Annotated in this window: 17 protein-coding genes; 6 read left to right on the forward strand and 11 right to left on the reverse strand. The window is 69.4% G+C overall.

The annotated features are described in order from the left end of the window. Position 1 precedes the first annotated feature (1 nt). Together B7438_RS04850 and B7438_RS04855 are read left to right on the forward strand one after the other, a co-directional pair. On the forward strand, positions 2–1,072 hold the full coding sequence (locus tag B7438_RS04850) for an aromatic acid exporter family protein (RefSeq protein ID WP_256921871.1): 1,071 nt from the start codon (positions 2–4) through the stop codon (positions 1,070–1,072). Positions 1,073–1,100: 28 nt separating this feature from the next. Beyond that, positions 1,101–1,778: a TMEM175 family protein gene (locus B7438_RS04855; RefSeq protein WP_085368438.1), complete on the forward strand. Its 678-nt coding sequence runs from the start codon at positions 1,101–1,103 to the stop codon at positions 1,776–1,778. A 90-nt stretch (positions 1,779–1,868) separates the two neighbouring features. On the opposite strand, the gene B7438_RS04860 is transcribed toward B7438_RS04855, so the two are convergent. The 7 genes from B7438_RS04860 to B7438_RS04890 all read right to left on the reverse strand — a co-directional run bounded on the left by B7438_RS04860 (position 1,869) and on the right by B7438_RS04890 (position 10,244). Then, positions 1,869–2,420, reverse strand: coding sequence for a YceI family protein (locus B7438_RS04860; protein WP_085368439.1), 552 nt, complete (start codon positions 2,418–2,420; stop codon positions 1,869–1,871). Between the two features lie 107 nt (positions 2,421–2,527). Continuing rightward, positions 2,528–3,703 carry a glycoside hydrolase family 3 N-terminal domain-containing protein gene (locus tag B7438_RS04865; protein ID WP_085368440.1) on the reverse strand — a complete coding sequence of 392 codons (1,176 nt, stop codon included), beginning with the start codon at positions 3,701–3,703 and terminating at the stop codon, positions 2,528–2,530. A gap of 71 nt (positions 3,704–3,774) precedes the next feature. Beyond that, positions 3,775–4,797: a carbohydrate ABC transporter permease gene (locus tag B7438_RS04870; protein WP_256921872.1), complete on the reverse strand. Its 1,023-nt coding sequence runs from the start codon at positions 4,795–4,797 to the stop codon at positions 3,775–3,777. After that, a complete protein-coding gene (locus B7438_RS04875; RefSeq protein ID WP_256921873.1) occupies positions 4,794–5,735 on the reverse strand; it encodes a carbohydrate ABC transporter permease in 942 nt (313 codons plus the stop codon). The genes B7438_RS04870 and B7438_RS04875 overlap by 4 nt, the downstream gene beginning before the upstream one ends. An 84-nt stretch (positions 5,736–5,819) precedes the next feature. Beyond that, entirely contained in the window at positions 5,820–7,199 is a 1,380-nt protein-coding gene (locus B7438_RS04880; protein WP_085368441.1) for an extracellular solute-binding protein, read from the reverse strand. Beyond that, positions 7,196–8,845 carry a glycoside hydrolase family 13 protein gene (locus tag B7438_RS04885; RefSeq protein WP_256921880.1) on the reverse strand — a complete coding sequence of 550 codons (1,650 nt, stop codon included), beginning with the start codon at positions 8,843–8,845 and terminating at the stop codon, positions 7,196–7,198. Before B7438_RS04885 ends, B7438_RS04880 begins: the two co-directional genes overlap by 4 nt. Positions 8,846–9,233: 388 nt before the next feature. Next, positions 9,234–10,244: a LacI family DNA-binding transcriptional regulator gene (locus B7438_RS04890; protein ID WP_085368443.1), complete on the reverse strand. Its 1,011-nt coding sequence runs from the start codon at positions 10,242–10,244 to the stop codon at positions 9,234–9,236. 76 nt (positions 10,245–10,320) lie between these two features. On the opposite strand from B7438_RS04890, the gene B7438_RS04895 reads away from it, so the two are divergent. Next, on the forward strand, positions 10,321–11,169 hold the full coding sequence (locus tag B7438_RS04895; protein ID WP_085368604.1) for a UbiA family prenyltransferase: 849 nt from the start codon (positions 10,321–10,323) through the stop codon (positions 11,167–11,169). On the opposite strand, the gene B7438_RS04900 is transcribed toward B7438_RS04895, so the two are convergent. Next, positions 11,151–12,536 carry an MFS transporter gene (locus B7438_RS04900; RefSeq protein ID WP_143465622.1) on the reverse strand — a complete coding sequence of 462 codons (1,386 nt, stop codon included), beginning with the start codon at positions 12,534–12,536 and terminating at the stop codon, positions 11,151–11,153. The two genes, B7438_RS04895 and B7438_RS04900, sit on opposite strands and share 19 nt — an antisense overlap. Before the next feature lie 91 nt (positions 12,537–12,627). Here B7438_RS04900 and B7438_RS04905 point away from each other — a divergent pair, with 91 nt between their 5' ends. Both B7438_RS04905 and B7438_RS04910 read left to right on the forward strand, forming a co-directional pair. Continuing rightward, a complete protein-coding gene (locus B7438_RS04905) occupies positions 12,628–13,296 on the forward strand; it encodes a hypothetical protein (RefSeq protein WP_085368444.1) in 669 nt (222 codons plus the stop codon). Beyond that, positions 13,293–13,499, forward strand: a complete 207-nt coding sequence (locus B7438_RS04910) for a DUF6186 family protein (RefSeq protein WP_085368445.1) — start codon at positions 13,293–13,295, stop codon at positions 13,497–13,499. The genes B7438_RS04905 and B7438_RS04910 overlap by 4 nt, the downstream gene beginning before the upstream one ends. Before the next feature lie 14 nt (positions 13,500–13,513). Here the strand turns inward: B7438_RS04910 and B7438_RS04915 are convergent, their stop codons facing one another. Next, a complete protein-coding gene (locus B7438_RS04915) occupies positions 13,514–14,818 on the reverse strand; it encodes an LCP family protein (RefSeq protein ID WP_085368446.1) in 1,305 nt (434 codons plus the stop codon). 111 nt (positions 14,819–14,929) lie between these two features. After that, entirely contained in the window at positions 14,930–15,676 is a 747-nt protein-coding gene (locus tag B7438_RS04920; protein ID WP_085368447.1) for a DUF3592 domain-containing protein, read from the reverse strand. 155 nt (positions 15,677–15,831) lie between these two features. Between B7438_RS04920 and B7438_RS04925 the strand changes: the two genes are divergently transcribed. Beyond that, on the forward strand, positions 15,832–16,938 hold the full coding sequence (locus tag B7438_RS04925; protein WP_085368448.1) for a GNAT family N-acetyltransferase: 1,107 nt from the start codon (positions 15,832–15,834) through the stop codon (positions 16,936–16,938). Positions 16,939–16,997: 59 nt separating this feature from the next. On the opposite strand, the gene B7438_RS04930 is transcribed toward B7438_RS04925, so the two are convergent. Beyond that, on the reverse strand, positions 16,998–18,929 hold the full coding sequence (locus B7438_RS04930) for a glucoamylase family protein (RefSeq protein ID WP_085368449.1): 1,932 nt from the start codon (positions 18,927–18,929) through the stop codon (positions 16,998–17,000). Positions 18,930–19,064: the final 135 nt, after the last annotated feature.

Genomic DNA, 19,064 nt, shown 5'->3' on the forward strand with positions numbered 1-19,064 from the left:
CGTGGCTCCACGACTTCCCGCCAGCATCCGCATCCCTGCCAACATCAGGACGGCGAGCAGGGTTCCCTTCCTGCAGGTGGCGAAGACCGCGGTCGCCATGATCCTGTCGTGGGTGATCGCGAGCCTGCTGCTCCCCGGCGAGCTTCCCGTGTTCGCGACCATCGCCGCACTGCTTGTGGTGCAGCCGAGCGTGAACCAGTCGGTCGGCAAGGCCATCGAGCGCAGCATCGGCGTGATCGTCGGCGTGCTCATCGCGTACGGCATCGGCCTCGCGTTCGGCACCAACAGCTGGATCGTGCTGGTGGCGGTCGTCGTGTCGATCATCCTGGCCTGGGCGCTGAAGCTCACGCCGGGCACCGCCAACCAGGTGCCGATCACCGCGATGCTCGTGCTCGCGGTCGGCGCGTCCAACCCGGAGTACGCCCTCGCGCGCATCGTGGAGACGATCATCGGCGCCGTCATCGGCGTGATCATCAACATCGCGATCGTGCCCCCTGTGCAGTGGGAGCCCGCTCACCGCGCCATCCTGGGGCTCGGCTCCGAACTGGCGGCGACCCTCGACCGGCTGGCGACCGCGCTCACCACCCCGCAGACCCCGTCGCAACTGAACGCGCTGCTCATCGAGGCGCGGCTGCTGCGCCCGATGGAGAAGAAGGCGGACGCCGCCGTCGCCCAGGCGGAGGACAGCCTCACCCTCAATCCACGACAGGGCAAGCACCGGGTGGCCCTCGACCACGACCTCGAGCTGTTCGCCCGGTTCCGGCCGATCATCACGCGCGCGCTCGGCATGACGCGCGCCTTCCGCGATCACTACGACGACACGCTCGCGGGCGAGCCCACCATCCAGGCCATCGCGGAGGAGCTGCGGAGGTCGGCGCACGACCTGCAGCTGCTCGCCCGCGATCCGGATGCGCCGGTCGTCGAACCCGGCACGGAGACCGCAGGGCTGCCCGTGCTCACCGCTCCCCTCGTCATCGCGACGCCCGACCCGCGCCACTGGGTGCTGCTCGGCTCGCTGATGGAAGACCTGCGCCGCGTGCACGACGAGATCACCGGGGAAGAGACCGCCTGATCGGCGAGTGTGGCCGTAGCATGGCCGCATGTCCGCTGACAGCAGCCCTCCTCGAGGCTCGGCGGCCGAGGTGGCCGACACCGACGACGCCCCGGTCTCCACCAGAAGACTCGAAGCGTTCACCGACGGCGTCTTCGCCATCGCGGCGACGCTGCTGGTCCTCGACCTCGACGTCACGAAGCTCGGCGACATCCACACGGATGCGCAACTCTGGGCCGCCCTCGGCGATCAGTCGTTCGGGTTCGTCAGCCTCATCATCAGCTTCCTGCTGCTGGCGACGCTGTGGCGCATCCACGTCTGGCAGTTCGAGTACGTGGTCAAGGTGGACCCGCGCGCCACGCTCCTCAACACGGTGCGGCTGCTCGGCGTCGTGTTGATCCCGTTCACCACGAGCCTGGCCAGCGAGTACAACGGCTTCGTCGCCGGGCGCATCCTGCTGCCCATCAACTTCCTGTTCGTGATCGGTCTCACGGCGCTGCACTGGTTCTATCTCACGTCGCCGAAGCGCTCACTGGTCGCCGGCCTCTCCCCCGCCGCTGTGCACTCGACGAGAGCCGGCACCATCGTCGCCCTGATCCTGGCGGCACTGACGGTCGCGCTCGCGCCGTGGTTCGGCTCGCTCGCCTTCCTGGTGCAGTTCCTCAACCCGGTGTTCGACCGCTTCCGTGCTGCGAGGCCGCCCGGTGTGCGGAAGCGGCACCACTGATGTGACGTCATTGACCCGGCACCATTGACCCAGAAACGACGACAGGGACCCCGCCGAAGCGGAGTCCCTGTCTGTGCGGTGTCGCGGCGCTTACGCGTCGGCGAGGACCGCCTGGAGCTCGAGCGTGATGGTGACCTGCTCGCCGAGGAGCACGCCGCCGGTCTCGAGGGCCGCGTTGTAGGTGAGGCCGAAGTCCTCGCGGTTGATCGTGGCCTTGGCGGTCGCGCCGGCCTTGTAGTTGCCGTACGGGTCCTGACCGAAGCCGCCGAAGTCGAAGTCGAAGGTGACCGGCTTGGTGACGCCCTTGATGGTGAGGTTTCCGTCGACCAGGAAGTCGCCACCCTCGTGGCGGACGCCGGTGGACACGAAGTCGATGGTCGGGAACTCGTCCGCGAGGAAGAAGTCACCGGTGCGCAGGTGCGCGTCGCGGTTCTTGTCCTTGGTGTTGACAGAGGCGACGTCGGCCTTGGCGGTCACGGTGGACTCGAGCGGGTTCTCCGCCGTGACGAAGGTGGCGTCGAAGTTCTCGAAGACGCCCTTGACCTTGCTGATCATGAGGTGACGGATGCTGAAGCCGACCTCCGAGTGAGCGGGGTCGATGGTCCAGGTGCCTGCCTTGTATCCGGGGATGTCGATGGTCATTCGTTGATCTCCTTGAAGTTTGTCTGCGGCGCTCCGCACGCCGTACAGGTACATGCAAGCGTATGGACCGTTCCGCTATTCCGGAAATCCGAAAAAAAGTTGACGCGTCACTCTTTTACCGCGAGCGAGCGCCGCAGTTCCAGGAGTTTCCTGGCATCCGCATCGATCTGGGCGGCTGGGATGCGGCCGGAACCGACGGCCGCCACGACGGCATCCACCAGCGCATCCGGGTCGAGGCCGGCCGCCGCTGGATCGGCGGGGAGCACGTAGAGCAGCATCGTGTTGCCGGCGGCAAGCGCCTGGATCGCGTTCTCCCGTTGGTCGGCGTACTGCGCGAGGCCGGAGTCCTGGAGCATCCGCATGTCGTCGGTGATCGTCACCCCTCGATAGCCCAGCCGGTCGCTCAGGATGCGGTGCCAGGGCGCGGAGAGCGAAGCGGGAGCCGCATCCACCGCGCTGTAGACGAGGTGGCCGAACATGACCAGCTCGGCCCCCGCCGTGATCCCGGCGGCGAACGGTGGAGCATCCCTGGTCTGCCAGTCGGCGACGCTGAGGCCGGTGGCCGGGATGCTCGTGTGCGAGTCCGCCTCCGTCTCGCCGTGCCCGGGGAAGTGCTTGAGCGTGCTGTAGACCTGGCCGCGCTCCCCGGTCACCGACGCGGAGACGCGCTCGGCGGCCGCGGCGGGCGTCGTGCCGAGCACGCGGTCGAAGATGAACGAGCCAGGGTCGGCCGTCGTGTCGGCGACCGTGCCGAAGTTGACCGTGACGCCCGCCTGCTTCAGCAGGGCGCCGCGCTGGGCGAACGCCGTCTGGGTCGCCGCCGGCGGCTCGGACTTCAGCGCGTCGGCGCCGGGCAGCGAATCCCAGGGCAGCCGGGTGACGTCTCCACCCTCCTCGTCGATCGCCACCAGCGGGGGCAGCTCCGGATCGGAGGCCGTCATCGTCGCGTTCTGGGCGGCCAGGGCGGCGGGACTCGCCGGGATGTTGTCGCCCATCAGGATCATGCCGCCGACGCCGTACCGGTCGACGAAGCCGCGCAGGGCGGACCCGTCCGTGCCCGGCTGGTGCAGCATCAGGAGGCTCGCGACCTTCTGCCGGAGCGTCATGTTCGCCAGCCGCGCCCGCGCGTACGCGGCCACCGGATCGGCGTTGGCCGTCGGCGACGGCGTGGCCGCGGCGCTTCGCGAGGCGGACGCTGTGCGACCCGCTGCTCCGGATGGCGCGCCGGTCGCGCATCCCGTGACCGCGACGGCCGCCGCGACCGTCAGCGCAAGCGCTGCCACCCGGGTTCCTCGTCGACTCCTCACCTCTCGATGGTAGTCGCGCCGCCGGGCGGCCGCCGGTCAGCCGCCGGTCAGCCCTTCACGGCGCCGCCGAGTCCTGCCGAGCGCAGGAAGAGCCCCTGGAACACCAGGAACAGCACGATCGGGATGAGCGTGGAGATCGCCAGCGCTGCGAGGTACACGTCCAGCTGGATCGCCGCCTGCAACGTCGGCAGGCGCACGGACAGCGGCTGGATGGCCGGGTCGCGCAGCACGAGCAAAGGCCAGAGGTAGTCCTTCCATGCCGCGATGATCGCGAACACGGACACCACGCCGAGGATCGGCTTCGACATCGGCAGCACGATCGACCAGAACAACCGGAACGGTCCAGCGCCGTCCGTCCGCGCCGCCTCGAACACCTCACGAGGCAGGTTGTCGAAGAACCGCTTGATCAGCACCACGTTGAACGCGCTCGCGCCCGCAGGCAGCCACACCGCCCAGAACGTGTTGATCAGCGACTGGCCGAGCAGCGGCGGGTTCAGGATGGTGAGGTAGAGCGGGACGAGCAGCACCACCGACGGCACGAACAGGGTGCCGAGGATCAGTCCGTAGAGCACCTTGCCGTACTTCGGCCGGAGCACGCTCAGCGCGTATCCAGCCGTCGTCGCCACCACGATCTGCATCACCCAGGAGCCGAGCGCCACCCAGATCGTGTTCATGAACTGCACGTCGATGTGCACCGTCGACCAGGCGGTGGAGATGTTGGCCCAGTCGACGCCGTTCGGGAACAGCGCCATCGGGGTCCTGAGCGTGTCCTGCGTCGGCGTGATCGCCGACTTCGCGAGCCAGAGCAGCGGTCCGAGACCGACGACGATCAGCAGCAGCAACAGCACCAGATGGGTGATGCGCGTCCCCCACCGGATGCCCGGCTTGCGCCAGTCGGACGGCGACAGGATTCCGCGGTCCCCCGCAGCCTCGCCGCGTCTCGCCCGGCTCCGTCTCCCCCGCCCGCGACGGCGGCCGCCTACCCGGCCGCCCGGCTGCTGCCCGGTGTCGTCGAGTTCGTCGGTCATGACGTTCATGACCTCCGGCGTGAAATCGGTCGAGGTGGTCAATTCTGGCTCCAAGACTTGGTGATGCGGAAGTACACGAGCGAGAGCACGGCGAGGAAGGCGGCGAGCATCAGGCTGAGCGCCGTCGCCGCTCCGTAGTCGCCGCCCAGCGAGTTCTGGAACGCGTAGCGGTAGATGAGCAGCAGCACGGTCACGGTCGAGTTGACCGGCCCGCCGCCGGTGAACAGGTACGGCTCCAGGAACACCTGCGCCGTGCCGATGATCTGCAGGATGAGGGTGATCAGCAGGATGCTCCTCAGCTGCGGCATCGTCACGTGCCAGATCTTCTGCCAGATGTTCGCGCCGTCCACTTCGGCGGCGTCGTAGAGTTCCGGCGCGACGCCGGTGATCGCCGCCAGGTAGATGATGATGGTGCCGCCGGCGGCCGCCCAGGTCGCCTCGACGACAAGCGACGGCATCGCCTGGGTCGCATCCTGGATCCAGGGCTGCGGCGGGATGCCCACCCAGCCGAGGATCGTGTTGAACACGCCGGTCGGGCTCGCGTCGTAGAAGAACTTCCACAGCAGCACGGCCACCACCGGCGGCACGACCACCGGCAGGTAGGCCAGGGCGCTGTAGAGCCCTTTCGCGCGCTTGACCTCGCTCATCAGCACGGCGGCGATCAGCGGGATCGGGTAGCCCAGGAGGAGCGCGAGGAACGCGAACCAGCCCGTGTTGCCGATCGCGGTCCAGAACAGCGGGTCGTTGACGACCTGCACGAAGTTGTCCCAGCCGACGAAGGTGGGGGCGGAGACCAGGTTGGTGTGCTGGAAGCTCATCACCACGCTGCGCACGATCGGCCACCAGGAGAAGACGCCGAAGATGACGATCATCGGCAGCAGGAAGAGGAGGTTGCTGAGGCCTCCTCCGCGCAGCCAGGTGATCGGGGTGCGCCGCGCCACGCGGCGCGGCGTCGGTCGCTGGCGGTCGATCGCTGTCATGGGGTCGGTGCTTTCTGTCGGTGTCGGTCGGTGGGCTGCACGGTCGGCGGGACGCAGCTGCGTCCCGCCGACCGGCCTGGTGCACTACTTGTCGGCGTCGACCAGTTTCTGGATGTCGGAGTCGACCTTGGTCAGCAGCTGATCGATGTTCGCGTTCTTGTCGGTCAGCACGGCCTGGACGACCGCATCCAGTGCTCCGTAGAGCTCCTGGGTGTGCTTGTTGGGCTCCGGCACAAGGTTCGCGTCGAAGATCTTGTCGGTGAACGGCGCGACGTTCTCCAGCGGGATGTTCACCTCCGGCTTGATCCAGGACATCGTCTGGTCGTACGTGGCCTTGTCGAACACCGGCAGCGTCGGGACGCCGACCGGCTGGTTCGACTTCGCGAGCACCTTTGCGTCCGCGACGGCCTGGTCCTCGTTGAGCAGCTTCCGCATGTAGTAGAAGTCGATCCACTTCACGGCCGCCGTCTTCTGTGCCTCGTTCGACTTGGGGCTGACCGCCGCGACGTTGCCGCCGACCAGCACACCGGCATCCTTGTTGCTCGCATCGATCGGCAGCATGGTGAGCCCGTAGTTCTTCGGGTCGACGTTGTTCTGCTGCACCAGCGCGGTGAGCACGTCGGAGCCGGACGGGTACATGGCGATCTGCCCTGCACCGAACGCCTGGTTGATGCCGCTCCAGTCGAGCAGGAAGTTGCTGCCGACCGAGTTGTCCTCCCAGCGCAGGTCGTGCAGGAACTGCAGAGCCTCCTTGGTGACCGGGTTGTTGGTGGTGACCTTCGTCTTCCCGCCGTCGGTGGTCTCCATCCGGCCGCCGCGCGCGTATGTCGTGGTGGTCAGCTCCCAGCCGCCGGTGTTGCCCTGCGTCATCTGCATGTATCCGGCGACGCCGGGCACCTTCTCGGAGATGGTCTTCGCGTCCTTGCGGACCTCGTCCCACGTCGTCGGGGGCTTGTCAGGGTCGAGCCCGGCCTTCTGGAAGATCTCCCTGTTGTACGAGAGACCCATCGCGTACGGGCCGTACGGGATGCCGTAGATCTTGTCGCCGCTCTTCGCCACGGCGAGCACGTTCTCGTTGAACTTGCCCGCGTAGGAGAGAGCCGAGACTTCTTTGGTGATGTCGGCGAGCTGGCCGGCCTGCAGCAGGGACTGCGAGTCGGTGAACGGCACGTTGAAGACGTCGGGGAGGGTGCCGCCGGCGAGCTGGGTCGAGAACGTCGGCCCGGTCCACTGGTACTCCTCCGACTTCACGACGATGTTCGGGTTCGCCTTCTCGAACTCCTTCACGCGGTCGTCGAACGCCTTGAACGCGGCCTTGTCGCTGCCGGGGATGAGACTCGCAACGGTGATGTGCACCTTGCCGTCGCTCGAGTCGCCGCTGCCGGAGCCTGAGCATCCTGCGAGCAGGCCGACCCCGGCGATCGTGATCGCTGCGACTGCTGCGATCGTTCGTGGTGACCTCATTGTCGGTTCCTTTCGGTGGTGTGGTGTGATGCGGTGTGGTGCGGGGATGGAAGCTGCGTGCGCAGCCAGGCGGTGGAGTCCGGGGGCAGCAGACCGTCGACGAGCGGGTCGCTGCTGAGCAGGATGGCGGTGTGCTCCGGCAGAGCCACCGCGTCGGTGGAGAGGTTGGTGACGCTGACGAACTGGTCGCCGCGGGAGAACGCCAGGGTGCCGGGAGGGCCGTCGATCCAGCGCAGGGGTCCGTCGCCGAGCCCGGGCTCCGACCGCCGCAGCCGCAGGGCGTTGCGGTACAGCCACAGCATCGAGCTGGCGTCGGACTGCTGGGCTTCGACGGTCAGGCCCGCCCACGCCTCCGGCTGCGGCAGCCACGGTTCGGCGGACGCCTCACGCGGACTGAATCCGAACGGTGGATGCACGCCCCGCCACGGCAGAGGAACGCGGCAGCCGTCGCGGCCGGGATCCACCCCGCCGGAGCGGAAGTGCATCGGGTCTTCGAGCCGGTCCGCCGGCAGGTCCTCGACCTCCGGGAGGCCGAGCTCGTCGCCCTGGTAGAGGTACAGCGAGCCGGGCAGTGCGGCGGTCAGCAGGGCGGCGGCACGGGCACGGCGGCGGCCGAGGGCCAGATCCGTCGGCGTGCCGACGCGCTTCTTCGCGAACGCGAACGACGAGTCCGCGCGGCCGTAACGGGTCACCGGCCGCGTCACGTCGTGGTTCGACAGCACCCAGGTGCTCGGCGCATCCACGGGGGCGTGGGCGGCGAGCGTCTGGTCGATGGATGCGCGGAGTTCGTGCGCATCCCAGGGCCTCGCCAGGAAGTCGAAGTTGAAAGCAGTGTGCAGCTCGTCCGGCCGCAGGTACATCGCGAACCGGTCGATCTCGGGCAGCCAGATCTCGCCGACCAGCACGCGGGTGCCCGGGTAGGAATCCGCGATGGCCCGCCAGCCCCGGTAGATGTCGTGCAGTTCGTCCCTGTCCTGGTTGGGGTGCTCCCCCGGCCCCGGATGCTCGGGCACCTCCGGCAGGCTCTCGTCCTTCACGAGCAGCGCGGCCGAGTCGATGCGGACACCCGCGACGCCCCTGTCGAACCAGAACCGCAAGATCGCCTCGTGCTCGGCACGCACATCCGGATGGTTCCAGTTGAGGTCGGGCTGCTGCGGCGTGAACAGGTGCAGGTACCACTCGCCCGGCGTGCCGTCTGGGTTCGTGGTGCGGGTCCAGGTCTCGCCGGAGAAGTTGGACACCCAGCCGGTGGGGAGCTCGTCGCCGTTCTCGCCGCGGCCAGGGCGGAACCAGAAGCGTTCGCGCTCCGGAGAGCCGGGACCGGCGGCCAGCGCGGCCTGGAACCACGGGTGCTGGTCGGAGATGTGGTTGGGGACGACGTCGACGATCGTGCGGATGCCGAGGGTGAGCGCCTCCTGGATCAGCGTCTCCGCCTCCGCCAGGTCGCCGAATGCCGGGTTGATGGTGCGGTAGTCGGCCACGTCGTAGCCGCCGTCGGCGAGCGGCGACTCGTACCAGGGCGTGAACCAGATCGCGTCGACCCCGAGGTCGCGCAGGTAGCCGAGGTGCTTCCTGACACCGGCGAGGTCTCCGATGCCGTCTCCGTTGCCGTCGGCGAAGCTGCGGAGGTAGATCTGGTAGATCACCGCGCTGCGCCACCAGAGCGGGTCGGCCGTGGACGGCGAGAGCGCTGGCGCGGCGGGGCCTGCGGCCTGCTCGGCGGCGTCGGCGGTCTCTACGGCGTCAGCAGCGGCGGCGTCTGCAGCATCAGCGGTGGGGGCGGTGGGCTGCGCGCTCAGCACGGGGAGGTCCACGGATGTGCCCTTCGGTCGGGCGACCTCCCGCGGTGCGGTGCGCGCCGACCATCCGTGGCGCGTCCGCGCCGCTCAGGTCGGCGGTTCGGTCGTCGCGATGACGTGTCCGAACTGCCGGCTCCGTCGTCGTGGAGCCGAATGTAGCGTTAATGACAGTTCACTGCAAGAACACGACACTGAGTAATTCGTTTGCGCACATTTGCACTGAATTGCATAACAATTACGCGTGCTGAGCCGGTCCCGTCGACCCTCGGACCACCAGTTCCGGTTCGAAGAACAGCTCGTCCGAGATGGCGGAGTCGCTGGAGATCTGCCGCAGCAGCAGCTCGATCACGGTGCGCCCCATCGGCTCGATCGGCTGCCGGACCGTGGTCAGCGGCGGCTCCGTGCAATTCATCAGCGCCGAGTCGTCATAGCCGACGATCGACACGTCCGCCGGCACGGAGAGGCCGGCGCGCCGCACGGCCCTGATCGCGCCGAGCGCCATCGGGTCGCTGGCGCAGACGATCGACGTCACCCCGGCCTTGAGCAGCCGCGCCGCCCCGGCCTGACCGGCCTCCAGCGAGTAGAGCGAGTGCACGATCAGATCATCGTCGAGCTCGGCTCCCCAGCCCGCCACGATCCGCCGGGCGGCGGCGAGCTTCCGCTGTGACGGCACGTGATCGCGCGGCCCGAGCAGCAGCCCGATGCGCTCGTGCCCGAGCGAGCGGAGATGCCCGAGCGCCTGCGCCGTCGCGACGGTGTCGTCGCAGGACACCGTGGCGAACGGGAGGTCGTCGACCGGCGCGTTGACCAGCACCGTCGGCAGGTTGAGGTCGGTGAGCCTGGCGTAGTGCTCGTGCGACGCATCCTGCTGCGCGTACGCCCCGCCAACGAAGACCACGCCGGACACCTGCTGCTGCAAAAGCAGCTCCACGTAGTCCGCCTCGGAGATGCCTCCGGCCGTCTGGGTGCAGAGCACCGGCGTGTATCCGTTCTGCGCGAGAGCGCCGCCGATCACCTCCGCGAAGGCGGGGAAGATCGGGTTCTGCAGCTCGGGGAGCACGAGTCCCACCAGCCGTGCACGCTCTCCGCGCAGCTTGGTCGGGCGTTCGTACCCCAGCACATCCAGTGCCGTGAGAACCGCCTGTCTCGTCGCCTCGGACACCCCTGGTTTCTCGTTCAGGACGCGGCTGACCGTCGCTTCACTGACCCCGACCTTGCGAGCGACCTCGGCGAGACGTTTCGACATGCGCTCAGCATACGCAATTCCTTGCAAGACAGCGCAAGTCTTTTGCAAGCCCTCCGGACGGCCTAGCATGGCGGCCATGACGAATGCGACGGCGGCGAACAAGGTCACGGCGCTGCTGCTCGCCAGCCACCCGGGTCCGACCGTGGTTGTCACCGTCGTCGCGACCGTGCTCGGCGCGAGTCTGGGCTATCCGCCCGGCCGCCTGGCGGTGCTGGCGCTCGCGATCCTGCTCGGCCAGTTGTCCATCGGCTGGTCGAACGACTGGCTCGACGCAGCACGGGATGCGCAGGTCGAGCGGGCGGACAAGCCGGCCGCCCGCGGCGCGATCGGCGTCGGCACCGTGCGCACGGCGGCCTTCGTAGCCCTGGTCGCTGCCGTCCTGGTCACCCTCGTGCTCGGCCCGTTCGCCGCCGTCGCACACGTGGTCGCCATCGCGGGCGGCTGGGCGTACAACCTCGGCCTCAAGGCCACGGCCGTTTCGTTTCTGCCGTTCGCGGTGAGCTTCGGCATCCTGCCCGCGATCGTCACCCTCGGACTCGAGCCGCCGCGACTCGCGGCCGCCTGGGTGGTCGCCGCCGGCGCACTGCTCGGTGTCGCCGCGCACGTCACCAATGTCCTGCCGGACCTCGCCGACGACGACCGCACGGGCATCCGGGGCCTGCCGCACCGGATGGGGGCCGTGCCGAGCGGGCTGCTCGCCTTCGCCTGCCTCGCCGCGGCCAGCGTGCTGATCGCGTTCGGGCCGGGCTGGCCTCCGCGCATCCCGTTGCTGATCGGGCTTGCCATCGGCGTGGTCATCGCGGTGACCGGGGTCGTCCTGCTGCTGCGCCGCTCGCCGACGCGGCTGCTCATGCAGCTCATCATGGGCTGCGCCGTGGTCGACGTGGTGATGCTCGCCTTCGCCGGTCAGTCGACCGCGGTCTGAACCTTCTCCGCTGCCGGTTCGTGGTTGCGGATGCCGACCGCTGAGACGATGCCGCCGACCAGCATCAGCCCGGCGGCGACGATCATCGCCCTGTCGAGTCCCGCCCGGTCGAGCGTGCCTCCCACGATGAGGCCGATCATGGCCACCGTCACCAGCCCGGCGATGCGCGACACGGCGTTGTTCACCGCGGAGCCGATGCCCGCCTGGGCCGGGTGGATGGCGCCGAGGATCGCGCTGGTGAGCGGGGCGACCGTGATCGAGAGGCCGACGCCGAAGAGCAGGACGGCAGGCAGGAGGTTGGTCCAGAAATTGACGTCCTCCCCCATCATCAGCAACCAGAGGAACCCGCAGCCGGCGATCACCGGCCCGATGGCCATGAACAGCCGGGGGCCGTACTTGCCCGCGAGACCGCCGAACACCCCGGACAGCAGCAGCATGCACAGCGTCGACGGGATGAACACGAACCCGGCCTCCGTCGCCCCGAACCCGGCGACCTGCTGCAGATAGAGCGTGACGGTCAGCGGCGCGAAGGCGAGCGCGCCGTAGACCAGCGCCGTCGCGATGTTGCCGACCCAGAAGTTGTGCACCCGGAACAGCCCGAGCGGCAGCATCGGCTGCTTGGCCCTGGTCTGCCAGAAGAAGAACGCCGCGAGCGACAGGATGCCGACGATGAGCGGGAGGAAGACGCGCGGGCTTCCCCAGCCGTACACGCCCTGCTCGATCAGCGCGAACACGGTTCCCGCCAGGCCGAGGGAGCCGAGCACGGCGCCCAGGATGTCGACGCGGCCGCCCGTCCCGTGGTCCTGCTTCAGCCCGATCATCATGGCGAGCGTGATGCCGATGGGGATGACGTTGATCACGAACACCCAGCGCCAGGAGAGCGTGTCGACGAAGACGCCGCCGAGCACGGGGCCCGCGATCATGGCAACGCCCGTCCAGGCCGTCCAGCGGCCGATCGCCTTCGCCTGCGCCGCGCCGGAGAACGTCGAGATGATGAGCGCGAGCGAGCTCGGAACGAGGAGCGCGCCGGAGACACCCTGCAGGGCTCGCGCGATCACCAGGAACACGCCGGACGGCGCGAACGCGCAGAGCAGTGAGGTCACGCCGAAGCCGATCAGGCCCGCGTACAGCACGCGCTTGCGGCCGAACACGTCCGACAGCGACCCGGCGATCAGGATGAGTGAGCCGAGCGTCACGAGGTAGCCGTCGACCACCCACTGCTGCAGCGGCAGCCCGCCGCCCAGCTCCTTGTCGATGGCGGGCAGCGCCACGTTGATCACCGCACCGTCGAGGAAGGCGACGAAACTGGCGAGGATCGCGATGACGAGCACCCGGAGTTGCGACGAAGACATGCGCTCGGTGGTCATGTTCTCAGTAAACGGGGAGCGAGCCGTAATGGCAACCGCAGACGCCTCCCAGCGTGCCGCGGGTGCGCGCAGGGCGTAGCCTGACCCTGAAATGTCCGACGAGCCGCGCCCTGTCTCCGCGCGCTCCGGGCCCGCAGCGACCCGGATCGCCGTCATCACCCGTGTCTCCTGGCTGCTCGTCCTGGTGCTCACCGCCGTCTTCCATTTCCTCAGAGGCGTTCCGGTGGATGCGTGGATCTTCCTCGGCGGCGCGGTGGTCATCGCGCTCGACGCGCTGGGCTGGCTGCACATCCCGGTGCGCGCGCTGCCCGACGGGCAGACGCTCTCGCGCCGCGTCATCGCGTTCAGCCTGATCGGCGTCGCCGCGCTCACCTTCGCGTTCGCCCCGCTCTACGGCGGCGCAGACACCGCACTCGTGGTGGGCCTCGGGGTGCTGCTGTTCCCGGTGGTGTGGGCGGACCGGCCCAGCGCATCCGGAGCAGTGGATGCGGACGGCAGGCCGCAGAGCCAGGACGCGGCACCGGAGCCGCGCGCCGCGATCCGCCGCGCCGCCATCGCCTGGTCGACGGTGATCGTCGCCGGCTGCGCGTGGGAGATCGCCGCGTTCTTCCTCGGCCGTTCCTCCCCTGCGGCCGAGAATGCGTTCCCTGCGCTGTCCGACCTGGTCGACCCGGCCGTCGCCTGGCCGCCCGCCCGCGCTGCGCTCGTCGTGCTCTGGCTCGCCGGTGGATACGCCCTGCTCAGGAGAGGACGGCGATGAGAGAGGTCACCATCGCGGGCTTCCTGCTGTGCGGCGCCGTCATGGCGCTGCTCGTGCTGCGGTCGCACCGCGATCCGCTGCGGCTGGCGCCGTTCTCCGATCTGCTGGATGTGGTGCTCGCCGACCGCGCGGCCCGGTTCACCATCCTGCTGTTCTGGTGGTGGCTCGGCTGGCACTTCCTGGCGTCTCCGCCGTCGCCGTGAGGCGGGCGACCCGCCTAGTTGTTCCCCTTCGTGCACGTCGCCTGGGCCGCCGTCTGCCCGGTGATGCTGCTCGGCAGCTCGACGGGACCCGAGGTCGCGGGCGCGCCGGGGGTGGCGGGCGCCGACGCATCCGGTGCGGTCGGGTCGGGCGTCGTCGGGGTGGTCGGCTCGGGCGTGCCCGGCGCCGTCGGGTCTTCCGCCGCACGGCCGATGCTGCCGGTGAGTTTCACCGGCTGGTCGTTGACGAGGGCCGTGTTGATGGCGGAGGCGGCGTTGTCGTCGACGATCACCCTGTTCACGTCGTCCGGATCGGTGATCGCCGGGTATTGCAGGAACACCATGTTGTCGAGCCCCGTGTCTTTGAGGGCGAGGGCGATCTCGACGAGCGTCGTCGGGTTGGTGAGCGTGTCGGACGGCGTGATGTTCTCGACCGCCGCCTTCGCCAGCCCATACAGCTGCACCGGATTGCTGAGGACGCCTCCGGAGACGACCTTCCTGGCCAGGGCGGAGAGGAAGACCTGCTGGTTGCTGATGCGGCCGAGGTCGCTGCCGTCCCCCACTCCGTGCCTGCTGCGCAGGAACGAGAGCGCCATGTCGCCGACCAGAGTGTTCTCGCCGGCGGGAAGGTCGAGTGGCGGGGTGGTGTAGTCGTCGGTGACCGGGGTGGCGAGACAGACGCTCACCCCGCCGATGGCGTTCGACATCGCACTCACGCCGTTGAAGTTGATCACGGCGCCGAACGGGATGTCGATGCCGGTCAGCTGCTCGACGGTCAGCACCACGCAGCCCAGCCCGCCGCGCGACAGCGCCGTGTTGAACATCGCGCTGCTGGAACCGTCGATGGTGCCGCCGCCGTTGGGGGCCGGGCAATCCGGGATCTCCACCATCAGGTCGCGGGGGAAGCTCACCACCATGGCGCTCTTATGGTCCTGGGCGATGTGCAGCAGCATCGTCACATCGTTGTTGCCTTCCCCGGTGCTCGCGTCCTGCTCCTCCGCCGAGTCGTAGACGCCGCCCAGGTTGCTGCGGCTGTCCGTGCCGGTGAGGAGCAGGTTCACGCCGCCCTGGATCGCCCCGACGTTCGGGATCGCCTGCTTGGTGTGCCCGGGCAGTGCCGGAAGCGCGACGCCCGTCTTCACCGAGCGGGCGACATCCCAGACGGCGAACGCGGCCACAGAGCCGATGCTCACCACGACCACGGCGACCGCCGCGGCGAGGATGCGCATGACCGTGCCGACGGCGCGGCGACGGGGCAGACGGCCGTGCCGGACGGCGGTTGGCCCCTGTGCGCGCTGGTGCCGGCGCGGGAGGTCGGTCATCGAAGGTCCTTCGGAGGGTCGGGCGAAAGAAGGGATGACGGAATCCTAGCTACAAGTCCTCGCGATGACCTTGGAGGCTCACTGGGTGTTCTGAAAGCCCCCTCACGCCGCTCAGCGCTGGGCGTCGGCCCTGCGCGTCCGCGCACGCAGCGGCGAACGGTGCGCCAGCTCGACCACGATCGCCCTGTCGTTCCCCGGATTCGCCGGGTCGAACCACAGCCGGGTCTGCTGCCCGTTCTGGATGGGGTCCGCCGCCGTGATCAGCATCGGCCGCTGCACCCAGCGCTGCGTGCCCTGCAGGTCGGTGAAGCCGAACGTGACCGTGGTGAAGATCCGGTCGCTCTCGTGGAACACGGTGTATCCCTTGTCGGTGACGACCGCCGTCACCTGCGTGCCCGTCCGCATCGCCGCCTCGTCCGCGTTCTCGCGCCGCGCACGCGCACCGGCCGCCGCGATCCCGAGCACCAGGCAGACGACCGCGAGGGCGAGCAGCCCGTAGCCGATCATCGTGACGAACGCCGGGCCGCTCTCCGCGGACACCACGATCACGCCCGCCCCTGCGCCGAGCAGCACGGCGGCGTTCCCGTACATGATGCCGAGGTCGCCCCGCTTCATCACGAGCGCCGCCCACGCGATCGACGCCCCGATGGCGAGCATCATCCCGAGCGGGATGGCGACCAGGATGAGCACGGGCGGATCCTCCGGCTGGGTCGCCATCATCGTCCCGAAGCCGCCCCAGCCGTACCCGGCGGCGAGCCCTCCGACCAGCAGCAGGATCAGCGTGACGACCACACGCACGTTCGACGGCCGTCGCTCCGCTCGCTCGCGCCGGGCGATGGTCGGGTCGACGGTGCTCATGCCCTCATTCAATCGGCATCGGGATGAGCAGCACAAGAACCCCTTGTCCCGCGCCCGAGCGGCGTGCAACACTATCCACCGTGATCCGTTAGCAGCGATTCCCTCCTCCCCACGACCGTGGGTGAGTTGACCGATCCTGCAAACAAAGGTTTCTCATGTCACGTTACGATCACACCCGTCCCGCCCCGGCCTTCACCATCTCCGCCGTCACAGTGCCGGACACCATCGACGCACCGGACGCCGCCGACTTCATCGGCCTGGCCGCCGTGCGCAGCGCGGTCATCGCCGAGCTGCGCGGCGACACCTCGCCGCTGCCCGCCCCCGAGATCGCCGCCGCCGAGCTCCTCCCGAACTGGAAGGACGAGTCCATCGGCAGCAGGGGCTTCGTCGCCCACGTGGACGGCAGGGTGGTGGGGCGCGGCACTCTCGTGCTCCCCGCGGGTGCCTCCGAGTGCTGGGCGGCGGTGGCGGTGCTCCCCGGCTACCGCGGCGACGGCATCGGGGCGGCCATCTACGCCCGGCTCGAACAGCTGGCCGTGGATGCCGGCCGCCGCACCATCCAGAACCAGACGGACTACGCGGCCGGGATCGGCGGCGACAGCCTTCCTGCGCCCACCGGGTTCGGCTCCATGCCGCTGGATCTCGCCTCCACCCGGTTCCTGCTCCGGTTCGGCTTCACGCTGGAACAGATCGGGCGGCTGAGCAGCCTCGGACTCCCGATGGACGCGGATGTCATGGCGTCCTGCCTGCAGGAAGCGCTGGCCGCTTCGACCGGGTATCGCACGGTCACCTGGCAGGGCCGAACGCCCGACGCCTGGGTGGACGCGCTCGCCCTGATGCGCACCAGGATGAGCACCGACACCCCGAACGCCGGTATCGAACAGTCCGAAGATGTCTGGACCGCCGAGCGCGTCCGCTCCGTCGACGACCACTGGGAGGCGAGCCCGCGCACCATCCTCACCACCATCGTGGTGGATGCGGAGACGGGAGAGCCCGCCGGGTACACCGAACTCGACGTGCCCGCCGAACCGGACCGCCCGGCGGAGCAGATGGACACCCTCGTGCTCGCCGGCCACCGCGGCCGTCGCCTCGGGATGCTGCTGAAGCTCACCAACCTGCGCGAGCTCGGCGACCGCTTCCCGGCCAGCAGGTCGGTCGAGACGATGAACGCGGAAGACAACCGCCACATGCTCGACGTGAACGAGGCCGTCGGCTTCCGCCCGCTGGCGTATTCGGCCCGCTGGAAGAAGACGATCGGCTGACGGCCGGTGGATGCGCGGGGCCGACCCGGGTGTGCCCGCTCGGCCCCGCGCATCCGGTGTCACGCGTCTCGGCGGCGTCTGCTTGCTCGGGCGACGAGACCGGCGGATCCTGTGCCGACGGTGATCAGGGCGAGTGCGGCCCACCACGCCGCGCTGTCGCCCGCGCGGGAGCCCGTCGCCGCGAGAGCCGTCGTGGGTGCGGCGGTGGTCGCGTCGGCGAGCGAGGACGTTGACGGTCCGGGGTCGCCCACGGGCTGTGTCCCTGTCCCCGGCTGCCCGGGCTCGCCCGCGCCGCCGCCTCCCGTTTCGCCGCCCGCTCCCCCGTCGCCGGGCACGGTCTCCGCGTCGTCCGGGGCCCACGCCGCGGAGAACGTCTGCGCCGCCATCAGCGGCTGCAGCGCATCCCGCACCTGGTCGTCGGCGAAGTGGCGTCGCATCGCGCCGTGGTCGACCGCGTTGCTGACGGCCGCGAGGATCATCGACTGGTCGAGCGACAGGTAGCGCTTCGCGATCGTCCCGCTCTTCACCGCGACCGCGTCGTAGAACCCGCCGGGCCCGTACGCGTGCAGGTCGTTCTCGATGCCGCGCAGGTTGGCGACCGCGGCCGCCGGGTCGTAGCCGAGTGCGAGGAAGGAGGCGTGCGGGGTCACGACGCCGTCGCCGAACGACGGGTCAGGATTGTGGCCGCGGTCGGCGTCCGGGCAGTCGCGGTACGACTGGTCGACGTCGGTGTTCTCCTGGTCGGAGAGGTAGCCGTCCGCCTTCATCCCCGCGAGGTCGACGCCGTACTCGCGGTAGCCGCCCGCCGGGTTGCTGGACGGCGAGAACCCCCAGTATCCGTATCCGGCGTCCTCTCCGTGCTTCTCCTGCACCGCGACGGTGATCGGGTGGTTGAGCCCCCACGAGGTCGGCCCCCACTGCTCCTCCGGCACCAGCAGCGACGGCATCAACGCCTCGAACATGCTCCCGCCCCAGCTCGGCACAAACGACATCCCGTCGTACGAGTACGCCCCTTCGTACACGGTCAGCCCGTCGTACACCCGGTCCTGCCCGGTGGGCCGCTGCTCCTGCCACGACCAGTCGCAGCCGTCCGGCATGGTGCGGAACGTGCCGTACATCCCGGATGCGGGGATCTGCCCGTTCACGATGCCCAGGTAGGTGGCGATGCGGCTCTCGCTGACCGTGGTGTCGTAGTGGTGGCAGGTGTAGACGAGCGTGACGGGCGCGCCGTTGTAGGCGGGAGCCTCGCATCCGGTCTCCCCGACGGGTGGCGTCTCCCAGAACCCGCCGCGGTTGGCGCCGGCGGGGAGCACGGGCTGCTTGCCCTGCGGGTCGTAGAAGACGCCGAAGTCCATCGAGTCGTAGAGCGCGCGCGCCCGGGCGCTGAGGGCCGGATCGCTGTCCGCCTCGGCGTTGGCGACCATCCGGAGCCCGGCGGCCAGCCAGCCGTTGTCGACCGTGCTGAGGAACGGGTTGACCACGGTGCCGTTCTCCGGCCAGGTGGTCAGCTTCGTGCCGTCCGCCGGTGAGTACCAGTTGTAGAACATGCCGCTCGCGGCGTTCCGCTCGAGCGTCTCGAGGGTGCCGATGGTGGTCGCTACCCTGTCGTGCGCCTCCGCACCGCCGATGATGCCGAGATCGCGCACCGCGAGCGTCGACCACAGGTAGCCGCCGATGTTCGTCGGTGAGGTGAACCCGGATGCGGTGGCCGGGCTGAGGTCGCCGCCGATGTTGTCAGCGGGGAGGCCTGTCGTGGGGTCGGTCATGGCGGCCATCGACCGCCAGGTGTCCGCGGCCCACCGCGTGAGCTCTGCGGTGTACGGGGTGACGTCAGTCGATGCGGGGCCGGTGGTGTCGACGGTGCTGGCGGCGGGTGGGGCGGCGCTCGCGGGCGCGGCGATCGCCCCACCGACGAGGGCGGAGGTGACCAGCGCGACACCCGCGCCGATCGCTCTGGAGAGGGTGGGAGGGGGCATCGTCGTCCGCTTCATTGCTGGCTTCCTTCGGTGTGGAGCATCCCGAGGTGGTCGTGCTGGGATATCAATTCGGGACAGTGTATGCGCATACATCCCGAAATGGCAACCACTCCGGCCCGACGACCGAGTGTCAGGACGGACGCGAAAAAG

Origin of the sequence: Leifsonia sp. NCR5 (assembly GCF_002105485.1) — a bacterium.
In the GTDB taxonomy this organism is placed as follows: domain Bacteria; phylum Actinomycetota; class Actinomycetes; order Actinomycetales; family Microbacteriaceae; genus Leifsonia.

Excerpts from the sequence above, each read along its gene's own strand:
- B7438_RS04855 (WP_085368438.1), top strand. The coding sequence starts at position 1,101 with ATGTCCGCTGACAGCAGCCCTCCTCGAGGCTCGGCGGCCGAGGTGGCC.
- B7438_RS04860 (WP_085368439.1), bottom strand. The coding sequence starts at position 2,420 with ATGACCATCGACATCCCCGGATACAAGGCAGGCACCTGGACCATCGAC.
- B7438_RS04875 (WP_256921873.1), bottom strand. The coding sequence starts at position 5,735 with ATGACAGCGATCGACCGCCAGCGACCGACGCCGCGCCGCGTGGCGCGG.
- B7438_RS04880 (WP_085368441.1), bottom strand. The coding sequence starts at position 7,199 with ATGAGGTCACCACGAACGATCGCAGCAGTCGCAGCGATCACGATCGCC.
- B7438_RS04890 (WP_085368443.1), bottom strand. The coding sequence starts at position 10,244 with ATGTCGAAACGTCTCGCCGAGGTCGCTCGCAAGGTCGGGGTCAGTGAA.
- B7438_RS04895 (WP_085368604.1), top strand. The coding sequence starts at position 10,321 with ATGACGAATGCGACGGCGGCGAACAAGGTCACGGCGCTGCTGCTCGCC.
- B7438_RS04900 (WP_143465622.1), bottom strand. The coding sequence starts at position 12,536 with ATGACCACCGAGCGCATGTCTTCGTCGCAACTCCGGGTGCTCGTCATC.
- B7438_RS04905 (WP_085368444.1), top strand. The coding sequence starts at position 12,628 with ATGTCCGACGAGCCGCGCCCTGTCTCCGCGCGCTCCGGGCCCGCAGCG.
- B7438_RS04910 (WP_085368445.1), top strand. The coding sequence starts at position 13,293 with ATGAGAGAGGTCACCATCGCGGGCTTCCTGCTGTGCGGCGCCGTCATG.
- B7438_RS04915 (WP_085368446.1), bottom strand. The coding sequence starts at position 14,818 with ATGACCGACCTCCCGCGCCGGCACCAGCGCGCACAGGGGCCAACCGCC.
- B7438_RS04920 (WP_085368447.1), bottom strand. The coding sequence starts at position 15,676 with ATGAGCACCGTCGACCCGACCATCGCCCGGCGCGAGCGAGCGGAGCGA.
- B7438_RS04925 (WP_085368448.1), top strand. The coding sequence starts at position 15,832 with ATGTCACGTTACGATCACACCCGTCCCGCCCCGGCCTTCACCATCTCC.
- B7438_RS04930 (WP_085368449.1), bottom strand. The coding sequence starts at position 18,929 with ATGAAGCGGACGACGATGCCCCCTCCCACCCTCTCCAGAGCGATCGGC.